General features: G+C 64.1%; 12 protein-coding genes and 1 tRNA gene. 5 read left to right on the top strand and 8 right to left on the bottom strand.

Going from position 1 to position 11,721, the window contains the following annotated elements; translation table 11 throughout:
• Positions 1 to 26 precede the first annotated feature (26 nt).
• Positions 27 to 374 (bottom strand): hypothetical protein, encoded by a 348-nt coding sequence (locus tag WD767_02630; protein ID MEX2614968.1) that lies wholly within the window; start codon positions 372 to 374, stop codon positions 27 to 29.
• Between the two features lie 325 nt (positions 375 to 699).
• Here WD767_02630 and WD767_02625 point away from each other — a divergent pair.
• Positions 700 to 787: transfer RNA gene (locus WD767_02625), tRNA-Pro, on the top strand.
• A gap of 161 nt (positions 788 to 948) precedes the next feature.
• Here WD767_02625 and WD767_02620 read toward each other — a convergent pair.
• From WD767_02620 to WD767_02605, 4 genes are all read right to left on the bottom strand, one after another.
• Complete coding sequence (locus WD767_02620) at positions 949 to 1,380, bottom strand: type II toxin-antitoxin system VapC family toxin (GenBank protein MEX2614967.1); 432 nt, start codon at positions 1,378 to 1,380, stop codon at positions 949 to 951.
• Entirely contained in the window at positions 1,377 to 1,622 is a 246-nt protein-coding gene (locus WD767_02615; GenBank protein ID MEX2614966.1) for a hypothetical protein, read from the bottom strand. The genes WD767_02620 and WD767_02615 overlap by 4 nt, the downstream gene beginning before the upstream one ends.
• Before the next feature lie 90 nt (positions 1,623 to 1,712).
• A complete protein-coding gene (locus WD767_02610) occupies positions 1,713 to 2,423 on the bottom strand; it encodes a hypothetical protein (GenBank protein MEX2614965.1) in 711 nt (236 codons plus the stop codon).
• A 16-nt stretch (positions 2,424 to 2,439) separates the two neighbouring features.
• Positions 2,440 to 2,757: a hypothetical protein gene (locus tag WD767_02605; protein MEX2614964.1), complete on the bottom strand. Its 318-nt coding sequence runs from the start codon at positions 2,755 to 2,757 to the stop codon at positions 2,440 to 2,442.
• A gap of 165 nt (positions 2,758 to 2,922) precedes the next feature.
• On the opposite strand from WD767_02605, the gene WD767_02600 reads away from it, so the two are divergent.
• Positions 2,923 to 3,369, top strand: coding sequence for a MaoC family dehydratase (locus tag WD767_02600; GenBank protein MEX2614963.1), 447 nt, complete (start codon positions 2,923 to 2,925; stop codon positions 3,367 to 3,369).
• A gap of 235 nt (positions 3,370 to 3,604) precedes the next feature.
• Positions 3,605 to 4,189 carry a hypothetical protein gene (locus tag WD767_02595; protein MEX2614962.1) on the top strand — a complete coding sequence of 195 codons (585 nt, stop codon included), beginning with the start codon at positions 3,605 to 3,607 and terminating at the stop codon, positions 4,187 to 4,189.
• A 190-nt stretch (positions 4,190 to 4,379) separates the two neighbouring features.
• Here the strand turns inward: WD767_02595 and WD767_02590 are convergent, their stop codons facing one another.
• Both WD767_02590 and WD767_02585 read right to left on the bottom strand, forming a co-directional pair.
• The gene (locus WD767_02590; protein ID MEX2614961.1) at positions 4,380 to 5,441 is read right to left on the bottom strand and encodes an OmpA family protein; all 1,062 of its coding nucleotides are present in this window, start codon (positions 5,439 to 5,441) and stop codon (positions 4,380 to 4,382) included.
• Between the two features lie 258 nt (positions 5,442 to 5,699).
• Positions 5,700 to 6,851 carry a mandelate racemase/muconate lactonizing enzyme family protein gene (locus WD767_02585; GenBank protein ID MEX2614960.1) on the bottom strand — a complete coding sequence of 384 codons (1,152 nt, stop codon included), beginning with the start codon at positions 6,849 to 6,851 and terminating at the stop codon, positions 5,700 to 5,702.
• A 388-nt stretch (positions 6,852 to 7,239) separates the two neighbouring features.
• Here WD767_02585 and WD767_02580 point away from each other — a divergent pair, with 388 nt between their 5' ends.
• Together WD767_02580 and WD767_02575 are read left to right on the top strand one after the other, a co-directional pair.
• Positions 7,240 to 9,948: a chemotaxis protein CheB gene (locus WD767_02580; protein ID MEX2614959.1), complete on the top strand. Its 2,709-nt coding sequence runs from the start codon at positions 7,240 to 7,242 to the stop codon at positions 9,946 to 9,948.
• Positions 9,834 to 10,757: an HWE histidine kinase domain-containing protein gene (locus WD767_02575; protein MEX2614958.1), complete on the top strand. Its 924-nt coding sequence runs from the start codon at positions 9,834 to 9,836 to the stop codon at positions 10,755 to 10,757. Before WD767_02580 ends, WD767_02575 begins: the two co-directional genes overlap by 115 nt.
• 199 nt (positions 10,758 to 10,956) lie before the next feature.
• Here WD767_02575 and WD767_02570 read toward each other — a convergent pair whose 3' ends face one another.
• Positions 10,957 to 11,622 carry a transposase gene (locus WD767_02570; protein MEX2614957.1) on the bottom strand — a complete coding sequence of 222 codons (666 nt, stop codon included), beginning with the start codon at positions 11,620 to 11,622 and terminating at the stop codon, positions 10,957 to 10,959.
• Between the last annotated feature and the right edge of the window lie 99 nt (positions 11,623 to 11,721).

Genomic DNA, 11,721 nt, shown 5'->3' with positions numbered 1-11,721 from the left:
CATACAAGATATTGAACCCAGGACATTCACTTACACAATATATCTGACACTCTCGTTTCCAATTCTCGAATCCGCTCCTGCAAATACTCTACTTTCCTCTGCCGCAATATGCGTTCCGCCGCCGCCCATGCACAAGCCGCCCCAGCCAACGTAAGACTAAAAACAAACTTCAAATCCGCGAGCACAGAAAGCACCATATCAACAACTATATTGGTGCTCTTCCCCGCCAATTCACCCACCGCACTGCCAATCACCCAAACCATACCAAACGCCATGCCACATTTAACAACCGTTCGGGCTGTCCGCCAGCGCTCATCTATCCGCTGCCTTTCCAGCCTTTCCCTTGCCGACTTGCTTAATGTTTCTTCGGCCATGTCCCACCCCACGTTTTGTGGAGGAAACCCTATCGTTGTGAGCACCCGTTAGCAACAACCCCGCCAACGCGTCCTCGAACTCCAACGGGGCCAAGTATATCGGCCTTTCAGCCGACGTTTTGGAGTCGATACCACTAGATTTCGGGACTTTATGCCCGCTTTCCATAGAACTTGTGTTTTGTTCTCGGTTTGTTTTCGTTGACATTTAGGCCGACTTCATGCGGATTCAAGGTCTGGCCCGAATCATGAACAAGTGGTCGGGTCAGTGGCTGGGGCACCCCGGCCCGTTAGTTTTGTGGCTGGCGGGCCGGGGAGACCCTGAGTTGGCGGGGTGTGGCGAAACTGGTAACCGCGCCCAACTAGGAATTGGGTCCTTTTAGGATTGCGGGTTCGAATTCCGTCACCCCCCACCACTCATCACATAAAACTGTGATACGCATTTATGCATATACGTTCAGAGAATATTTTTCCACCGTTTTCCGATACGGATCGTAACGTCGCCTATACTCCCGCACGGCGGCGCATATTTTCGGGCGGCGGCGTGGAGATCGGGCATTTGTAACCGCCCGGCCGGTTAAACCCGAACCTCGCTCACATGCAGGGCGGCGCTGGACAGATAGGCGTGGCCGCTGACCTTGGCGTAAAAGCGCCGGTCGGCGGTGACCATCGGACGCTGTTCCTGCAGGGCGAGGGCGAGGTAGAAGCAGTCATGGGCGGGATGGTTGAGGTCGATGGCCAGCCGGGCTGCGGCGGGGGCGAGCTGGCGCATGGGGGCGGGAATCGCGATGGGCGCCTCCAGCAACAGGTCCAGCGCATCGCGCAGGGAATCCCGTCCGAAATCGCCGCGCCGCGCCATGGCCCACAGGGCGTTGGCGGTTTCCGCAAAGATCAGTTCCGGCGCGCAGAGCACCTGATTGCCATCTAGTAGCGCCGCCGCCTGGTCGGAATACGGTTCAGAGACGACCCATTTCACCGCGACGCTGGCGTCGATGACATAGCCGCTCATTGGGTTGTGTCGCGATTCCGGTCGCGCCGGATCAGGTCCGTGCTGTCCACGCCGGATTTCAGCCGCCCGCGCATCGCCGCCGCGCGCCGGGCGAAACTGTCGCGGGCCCCGGCTGTTTCCAGCAGCGATTCCCGCAGGATATCCCGGTGTTCGGCCTCGGCGGATTGCCCGTGTTCCACCGCGCGCTTTTTCAGCGCCCGGACGATCTGGTCATCCACATTGCGGACAGTAAGTTGCCCCATGGTCTGCCTTCATCGATATGCCTTCAATGAAGGCAATATAGCACAGCCTGTTGAAATCGCAAGCCGAACAGGATTACGGGGCGGGTCCGGTTACGCCGGCTTCTTCCATATCCGCTTCGCCTCGTCCTCGCCCAGGGTGAAGTCGAGGCTGTACAGCCCCGCCAGCATCCCGTCCGCCGCGCCATGGGCGACGAAGCCGTCCGCGCCGTTCAGTTCCGCCAGCGCCTGTTCGACCGCGCCCCGGTCATAGCCTTCGACCAGCACGACGCGGTCGGCGATGCCGTCCGGCGCGCCGCGCAGCGCCTTTTCCCGTGATTCGGTTTCGCTGGATGCCCGGTCGCCGAGCAGCAGATGGGCCGCGTTCAGCCCCGGACGGGCGGCGAGGGCCGGCAGGATATCCCCCGCCAGCCAGCCGCCCAGCCGGTCTTCCGCGCCCGGTTGCGCCGACAGCCGGATCGTCAGCAGAAAGCCGCCGATGCCGTGCCCGTGGCTGGACGCCACGCTGCACAGCGTGCGGTTCATCCCGGTGAACAGCGGCAGGGTGCGGTTCGACCAGGGGGTCGGGTTGTTCAGCCGCTCCAGATAGGCGGGCGAGGTCAGGGTCGCCAGCGTCGCGGTCTGGTACATGATGCAGAGGCGCGGGCTGCCGGTCAGCGAACGGTAGCGCGAGCCCCGCAGGAAGCCGGGAATCGCGACCCGTTCGATCATGTGTTCATGGGTATGCCAGTGGTCGTGATCCGCGTCCCGGCCGGGCCGCAGATCGTACCAGGCGACGAAACAGCCGGTTCCCGGCATGCTCATGGCGGCGAGGCTCCTGTTACTCGCGCGTACAGACGATGCGGCGCGTTTCGGCGTAGTCGGCGTTGCTTAGCGAACAGGCGGTGACTTTCCGTCCTTCCTCGTCCACCAGCCACAGGGTTTTCCCGGCGGTAACGCGGATCCCGAGAGGCTTCGCTTCGGCGGGCGCCGCGCGGTCGCGCAGGCTGCCGCCGCCGCGCATGACGACTGTTTCCGTCCGGCCGGCATCGACGGTTTCCACGGCGCTGCCGCGATGGACCGCGTCATCGGCATCGGCATTGGAGGCCGCGAAACCGAGGGCTATCAGGAGTGCTGCCGCGATAAGGGCGATTGCCATAATATCTTCTCCCACATTCCGTTGCCGCGGCTGCCGCGCCGCCGCAGGGTTAAGGACAGGTTGAGTTTACCCGGCATTCGCGGCAAATGCCATCTTCCGGCAAAGGCTTGCGTCCGGCGACCCGATGCGGAGAATACGCGCCGTATTCAACAGGAAAGCGCCGAAATGCATACCCGCTATCTGGAAGACTTCATTCCCGGTGAAATATTCCGCACCCGGGGAATGACATTGGACGAATCCGCGATCATGGCGTTCGCCCGGCAATACGATCCGCAGCCGATCCATATCGACAAGCCTGCGGCGGAGCAGGGGCCGTTCGAGGGGCTGATCGCGTCGGGATTCCACACCCATGCGGTGATTTTCCGGCTGTGGATGGATCTCGGGCTCCTCTGGGGGTCGAGCATGGGCGGGCCTGGCGCGGACGAGTTGCGATTCCTCGCCCCGGTGCGGCCCGGCGATACGCTGCGGGCGGAGGTGGTAATCCTCGATGTCACGCCGTCGCGCTCCAGACCGGACCGCGGCATCGTGCGCTACCGCATGACCGGGCTGAACCAGCGCGACGAAAAGGTGTTGTCGGTCGTCTCCATCACCTTCGTGCGGCGCCGGCCGTAGGACGGACACGACCAGGGAGCGGCGGGCCGGCCGCGGCTTTCCGGACTCCGGCCCGGCCATGCCGCGCCGGCGCACCGCTGGCGGCATCGCGACGGCGGGCTGGATGTTAACCTTTTGGTCATGCAAATGGTTCAGAAACAGGGCGGAATTCGGGCTGATCGGGAATCCCCCCTTGAGGGCGATTCCCGTCGGTGGCATAGTGACACCCAGTCGCGCATTGAGAGGGGAAACGATTGTGATCCACAGGCAGACTTTTGCATCGTCATTACGTATCGGCGGTACCGTCGCCCTGCTGGCCGGCGGCGCCGTTCTGCTCCAGCCGCAATCCGCCATGGCGGCGGCAAACTGCCTGTATCCGGAAAAGCTGACCCGCGCGGCGCCCAGCTATGATTGCCTCTCGGCGGGGGAAAAGGCGCTGGTGGAAATGCGCAAGTTCCGCGCGGAAATTACCGTGGCGGCGCTGCGCTGCAACCAGCAGGGCATCTACAATGAACTTGTCACCCGCCATGACAGAGAACTTGTCGTCAAGGGCAAGGCGCTGGGGACGACATTCAAGCGGTTGCACGGTGCGAAGGCGTCGAGCGAACTGAACCGCTTCGTGACGTTTCTGACCAACCGCGCCTCGATCAAGAGCCTCGGCATCCAAAATTATTGCGGCACGATGACCCAGGTGATGACCGATGCGCTGCGCGTGCCGGTCCGCGGCTTCATGGCCTTTATCGCGGGCAATCCGATCGGCCGCGCCCTGGCGCAGGAATCGCCGGAAACGGCCGCCGTGCGCGTGGCCGACAAATCGGTCGTGGAGCCCACCAGCCGCTAAAGCAGATCGTGATTAATCGGAATCGCCCGGGTGATTCCGATTAACACGTGAATTTGCTTTTAATCCGAAAAATTAGATCAGATCGTTATTTCCGCCGGTATTGCCGGATGAAAAACGCCGCTCCGGGCATGGCCTGGAACGGCGTTTGTCTTGTGTGTTGCGGCGCCGCGGGCGGTGGCCGCCTCCGGGATTACTTCAGGATGATCTCGACCCGACGGTTCTGCGGCTCACGGACACCATCCGCGGTCTGCACCAGCGGTTCGCGCTCGCCCTTCCACAGGATGGCGATTTCATCCGTTGCGACGCCAAGCCGGATCAGCTCCGCCTTCACCGCTTCGGCGCGTTTCTGCGACAGGCCCAGGTTGTAGCGGTCCGACCCGGCGCGGTCCGCGTGGCCGGTGGCTTCGATGACCGTGACCGGCACGTCCTTGCTGGTCCTGGCGGCCGCCTGCACGATGGCCTGTGCATCTTCGGTCAGGTTGGACTGGTCGAAGTCAAAGAACACCAGGAAATTGCGGTTTGCGACGGGCGCCGGGGCCGGCGCCGGTTCGGCTTTCGGCGGGGGCGGCGGCGCGGGCGCGGCGACCGGAACCGGTTCGGCCTTGGGCATCGGCTTCGGTCCGTTGAAGGACCAGCGCAGGCCGACCATCACGCGGTGTTCGCTGTAATCGGTTTCGACTGCCGTGCCTGCCGATGTTGTCAGGTCGGCTTCCGCCGTGTGGAGATAGCGGTAATCGGTAAACAGCCCGAGCCTGTCGCTGACCCGGTAGCCGATACCGGCGATTGCCTGCGCGGCAACGACCCATTCGTCGTCATCGATCCGGGCGCCGGCAAAGGGCGCCGCGCCGTTGACGTCAAGCCGCATCGGGCCGACACCGGCGCCGAGGTAGGGCGTGAAGTTCGAACCGGTCGAGAAATCGTAGAACCCGTTGAACATCAGCGCCGTACCGGCAACGTCGCCGGTGCTGCCGGCCGCGCCGGACACCGAATCGATATCGACTTCGCGGTGGCTCAGTTCAATTTCGCCACGCAGGTTGCCGCCGAGGGTCGAACCGATGGCGATGGATCCCACGGGACCCCTGTCAAATTCGACATTCGAATTGACGCCGGGTCCGTCGACGTCCGAGTCGCGCGGAAAAACGCCGCCAACGCCACCGGAGATATACAAACCTTCGGATTGCGCGGCGGATACCTGCGGCCAGGCAAGGCCGGCGGCAAGAAGTGCAACGGGCAGATATTTCGACGAGTTCATTTTGAGGCCCTTGTAAAAGTCGGCGAATACAGCATCGCCAACGAGGATGTTCGCCGTTCTATATAGCACTCGTCAGGCGACTATAAATGACTGAAATCGGGGGCGTTTTTTTAATGCCGAAAGGTGATATTTTTGCAACATGCCGTTGCCGTTGCAAAGGGACAACAGGCGTGGTTTTCCGCCAGGTCGCAGTCCTCGCACGCCCGGTAATAGGGGGTGACGACCGGCCGGACCGTCTCCTGTCTGCGGCGGGCCGCCTTACGGGCCCTCGTCGCCGATGCGGCGCAGGTCGCGCAGCGGGAACTGCCGGCCGGGATGGCGGGCGAGGGCTTCCTCGTCCAGGTCGATGCCCAGCCCCGGCGCGGTCGGCAGGTCGATATAGCCGTCCCTGGGCTGCAGCATGCCGGGGCAGCATTCCAGCCCCAGTTCGACGAAAGGCAGGAAATATTCGGTGATGACGAAATTCGGCATCATGGCCGAGGCCTGCACCGTCGCCGCCAGCGCCACCGTGGTGGAATTGTAGTTATGCGGCGAGACGGCGACGTAATAGGGCTCCGCCATCGCCGCGATTTCCTTCAGTTCCAGAATGCCGCCGCAACTCGCCACGTCCGGGTTGATGATATCGGCGGCATTGTGCTGGAAGATCGGGCGGAACCCGGCCTTGGCGTAGATCGCCTCGCCGGTGACGACCGGCAGCTTTACCTTGTCCTTGATATCCGCCAGCGCCTCGACATTTTCCCACATGCAGGGTTCTTCGAAATAATACGGATTGAATTCCGCGTAGCGGTCGGCCAGTTCGATCGCGTGCATCGGCGACAGGCGGCGGTGCAGGTCCAGCAGGATTTCCACGTCGGGGCCGACGGCGTCGCGCACCGCCTTCAGCACGCTGACCGAATAATCGGCCTGTTCGCGCGTGATGTAATTGCGCCAGGGGCCGGAAATCGGGTCCATCTTGATCGCGGTGAAGCCCTGCTGGACGACGCGCTGCGCGGCGCGGGCGTAATCGTCGGCGCCGGTCATCCTGTAGTACCAGCCATTGGCGTAGACCTTGATCCTGTCGCGCACCGGCCCGCCCAGCAGGTTGTAGACCGGCTGCCCGGTCGCCTTGCCGGCGATGTCCCACATCGCGGTCTCGATTCCGGACAGGGCGGCATAGAATTCCAGCGAGCCGCGCCGCGCGGCGTAATCGTCGAAGGCCACCTGGGTGAAATGCTTGATCTGGAACGGGTCGCGCCCGACCAGGTACCGGCCGAGCTGTTCCACATGGGCGACGACGGAGGGATCGCGGTCGTATTGCGAATAGCACTCGCCCCAGCCATGGATTCCGGCGTCGGTTTCGACCTTGACGAAGATCCAGTTCTTCCGCCAGCCCGGATGGACGGTGACGCATTTGACCGATGTGACCTTCATGTTTCTTCTTTCCCCTGTGAATGGCGGCGTTGCGCGGCGAGCCTGGCGATTATGCGCAGTCGAGCAAACGCCGCGCCCCAGGTCAACCTGGCCGCGTCACAATATCGCGCCGGCGGTGTCCGTTGCCCGGCAGACGTTATCGAACGGGTCTGTCTGCACTGCAGCCGGCTGAAACCGGACCAGGGTCAACAACAATTCCCGACAGGACACTTGAATAATTTCAGAACGCGAACAGTTCATCGGTCGTAATTTTGGCGCTATTGCGTCCGATTATTGCATGCACTAGACTAAATTATTCTTATTATTGCATGTATTAGACTGAATTATTATAATAGTAGCATGTATTGGCTGGGCAATTCCAGTTATGCATGCATTAGCCTGAGGTATAATGTCTGACTATATCGACAACGACGCAGAGAGTGCGCAAGAGACCGCAAGGCCGGTGCTGGACTATCCGGTGGTCGGCCTCGGCGCCTCGGCGGGCGGGATCGACGCGCTCAGGAAGTTCTTCGGCGCGCTGCCGGAGAGGCCGGGCATGGCATTCATCGTCGTGCTCCACCTGTCCCCGGATCACCGGAGCCATCTTGCCGATTTGCTGCGCAAGGTCGTGACGCTGCCGCTTACCGAGGTCGAGGACGACACGCCGGTTGCGCATGACCACGTCTACGTGATCACGCCAAAGCACGCGCTGACGCTCGAAGGCGGCACGATCAGGGTGAACCCCGCCGGCGGGAGCCCGCGCCACCCCGTGGACACGCTGTTCCACTCGCTGGCGAAGGAGCAGCGCGAAAAGGCGGTGGCGGTGGTGCTGTCGGGTACAGGCACAGACGGCACGGGCGGCGCGATCCGGATCAAGGAAGAGGGTGGCGCCGTCTTCGTGCAGGACCCGGAGACCGCCGAGTACGACGGCATGCCGCTCGCCGTCATCGGCGCGGGCGTCGCCGACCGCGTGCTGGCGCCCGAGACGATGCCGCAGGAATTGCTGAACTTCGCCGCGCATCCTTACGTCCGCGCACCAACGGAAGCCACCACGCTACAGGAGGGCGAGGGATCGCAGCTCAACATGATCCTGACGGTCCTGCGCACCCGGGCGCGATACGATTTCCACGGCTACAAGACAACGACGCTGCTCCGCCGTATCCGCCGGCGCATGGGGCTGAGGAGCCTGGACACCCTCGGCGACTACGTCGAGGTGCTGCGCAACGACCCGGCAGAGGCCGAGGCCCTGGTCCGCGACCTGCTGATCAACGTCACCGCATTCTTCCGCAACCACGAGGCCTGGAAGGAGCTTGATAATGCCGTTATCGAGCCGCTGGTGCGCGCGGCGGGCGGCGGCGAGGCGATGCGCGTGTGGGTGCCCGCCTGCTCGACTGGCGAGGAGGCGTATTCGATCGCCATGCTCCTGCTCGACCGGGCCGAGGCGATGGGCAAGCAAATCGATCTCCACGTCTTCGCGACCGACGCGGCGGCGCACGTGCTGACCCGCGCCCGGACGGGGCTTTTCGCCGCCAGCGTGGCCGAGGAGATGCCGCCCGAGCGGCTCGCCCGCCATTTCGACAAGCGGGACGACTATTACCAGGCGAGGAAGCCGCTCCGCGAGGCGATTGTATTCGCGCCGCAGAAGCTGCTGCACGATCCGCCGTTCTCGCGCATGGACCTGGTCTCGTGTCGCAACATGCTGATCTATCTCGAGCCGGAGATGCAGCGGAAGGTCATCGCGCTCCTGCACTTCTCCCTCCGCGAGAACGGATACCTGTTCCTCGGCACGGCCGAGACCCCGGGCGAGCGCGAGGATCTGTTTCGCACCGTCTCGAAGAAGTGGCGGATCTACCGGCGTCTCGGCCCGACGCGGCACGATATCGTCGAATTCCCCCTGGCCCAGCCCGGGTATGCGCCGCAGACGAAGCCCCCTGCCGTCCCGGTTGCCGCGCACGGGGCGCTGGAGCGCGCGCGGCGGGCGCTGGTCGAGCGGTTCGCGCCGCCGTCGGTCCTGATCGACGGCCGCTTTCACGTCCATTACTTCCACGGCGAAACGGAGCGCTTCCTCGACCCGCCCCGCGGCGAGCCGACACGCGACCTGCTGAGCCTGGCGAAGCGGGGGCTGAGGGTGCGGCTGCGCGCCGCGGTGCAACGGGCGATGCGGGATGGCGGGCAGGTCACGGCCGACGCCCGGGTCGAGGGGCCGGAACCGGTTCCCGTGCGAATCGTCGTCGCGCCGCTCCACGAAGAAGGCGGGCCGCGGCGCCTGCTCGTCTCGTTCATCGAGGCCGGCGCGGCGGAGACGCCGCCCGACGCCACCGCCGAGCGGCTGCCGGAGCACGAGCTCGAGGACGCGCTGCGCGCCTCGCGCGCCGAATTGCGCGAGACGGTCGAGCAGCTCGAGAGCTCGAACCAGGAGCTCCAGGCCTCGAACGAGGAAATTTCCTCGATGAACGAAGAGCTCCAGTCCACGAACGAGGAGCTTGAGACCTCAAAGGAGGAGCTGCAGTCGCTGAACGAGGAGTTGAACACGGTCAATCAGCAGCTCCAGAACAAGCTCGGCGAGCTCGAGGAGCAGACAAGCGACTTCGCAAACCTTCTCGGCAGCAGCAACGTCGCGACCCTGTTCCTCGATCGTGAAAAGCGCATCCGCTTCGCGACGCCGGCCGTACGCGAGTTGTTCGAGGTGAAATCGTCCGACGTGGGCCGGCCGGTGAGCGACCTGGCCCAGAAATTCGAGGATCCCGACTTCATCCAGGACGCAGACGAGGTGCTGAGGACGCTGCAGTTGATCGAGCGGGAGGTCAGGACGGCTGAGGGGCGCTGGTTCGAGCGGCGCATCCAGCCTTACCGCGCCGAGGAGCGGATCGACGGCACGGTCGTGAATTTTAGCGACATTACCGAACGCAAGCGTGGCGAGGAGGAGGTCGCCGCCGCCCGGATGTTCGCCGAGGCCATCGTCGACACGGTGCGCCATCCTCTGCTCGTGCTCGACCCGGACTCGTGGTGGTGTCGGCAAACGATGCTTTCTGCCGGACATTCAGGCTTTCTGGCGAAGAGGCGGTCGGTCGCAGGGTCTACGAGTTGGGCGGCGGCATGTGGAACCTGCCTGCCCTGAGACGCCTGCTTGAGGAGATATTGCCGAACGACGACGCCTTCGACGACCTGTCCATGGACGCCGACTTCCCGGGCGTGGGGCGCCGCCACATGCTGCTGAACGGCCGGCGGCTCGACCACGTGCAACTGATCCTCCTGGCGATAGAGGACGTGACCAATCGCCGCCGCGCCGAGCAGGGGCAGGAGATATTGTTCTACGAGTCGCAACACCGGATCAAGAACCTGTTCTCCAGCGTCAGCGCGATCTTGCACCTGACGCGCAAGGGAGCGGGGAGCGTGGAGGATTTCGTCGCGCGTTTCTCGGACCGTCTGAATTCGCTCGCGCGGACTCAGGACGTTCTCAGCCAGGCGCCCGCGGATGGCACCGACCTGCGCGAACTGGTGGAAGCCGAGATGGAAGCGCACGGCGTCCTGCCCGACGGCCAGGTAAAGATCGAGGGGGAGCCGATCGGGCTCCCGCAAAAGACGGCGCAGGCGCTTGCCATGGTCGTGCACGAACTGGCGACGAACGGGCTCAAGTATGGCGCACTCGCGCACGGCGGGCGCGTGCATATGTCGTGGGCGCGATCGGCGAACGGGGAGCGAATCGTCTTCCGCTGGCGCGAGAGCGGTGTACCGGGCGGCGCGCCCGAGTTAGGGGGCGGTTTCGGCTGCAAGCTCATACGGGACGTCGTGCCTCACATGCTCGACGGAACATCGCAGTTGGAGGCGACCGAGGATGGCGTTCTCTGCGTTATCGACGTTCCTCTGGAAAAGGAGGAGGATCGGTTGGCGCCGGATCCCGGGGGTTCCGGCCGAAACAAAGGCTGATCCCCGTTTTGGTCGGCGAGAATGATTATTGCAGGATCATGACAGGTGGCGAAGTAGACGCTGCCATTTCTCGCTTCCAACAGTCCGCTAAAATCGTGAGCGTCCGGTGAGCCAGCCCTGCCGTTGATGACGTTGGGCAGTTACGCTGCGCCTGCAGCGTACCAGGAGAACGTCTCGAGTTTAATTCGGTGACAGTGCACTATTTTTCCGCCCTGGGCCGGCCGCGCCGGCCCGGTCGGGCGTTGCGGCCGGTTTGCGCTTCGACCGCCGCCAGGAACGCTTCGTCGCCAAGCGGTCGCCCGACCGTTTCCGCGCGGCGCAGCGCGGGGGACAACGCCTCGTCCTCGCCGGCGCGCAGCAGCGCGGCGAAGTCACCGGTGCGCGCCAGTACCGGCGCCGTGTCGGTCAACCCGTCGCCCCTGACCGGGTCGAGCAGCGCGTGGACGCTGGAATACCGCCAGTCCCCGGCCCGCGCCACCAGCCGCGCCCGCACCGGGTTGAGCGCCACATAGGCAATCGCCGCCAGCGCATGCGCCTCGTCCATCGCGACGCAGCCGAAGCGCCCCTGCCAGAAATGCCCCGTCCGCCGCTCGCGCGCATGGATGCGCCCGGCATAGACCCGGTGCACCTGCGACAGCGCGGCGCGCAGGCTGTCCTCGCGCGGCGGGACAAGGATCATATGGACATGATTGGGCATCAGCACCCAGCTCCACACGGCGATACCCTGCGCCGCGCAGTGCGCCGCCAGCAGATCGCGATACAGCCGGTAATCCGCGTCGGAAAAGAATGTCTGCCGCCGCCCGTTGCCACGCTGGGTCACGTGGTGCGGGATGCCGGGAACGATGAAGCGCGGAAGACGGGCCATGCGGGAATTCAGTAGGCCGGTGCGGAACGCGTGTCAATAAATAGTGCACTGACAATCATCTAGGCGGCCTCCCCGACGGATGCGACAGTTTCGTTTGCA

This window comes from Alphaproteobacteria bacterium (genome assembly GCA_040905865.1).
GTDB lineage: Bacteria > Pseudomonadota > Alphaproteobacteria > UBA8366.
Note: the sequence above shows the minus strand (reverse complement) of the source record. Positions and strands in the feature narration are given on the sequence as shown.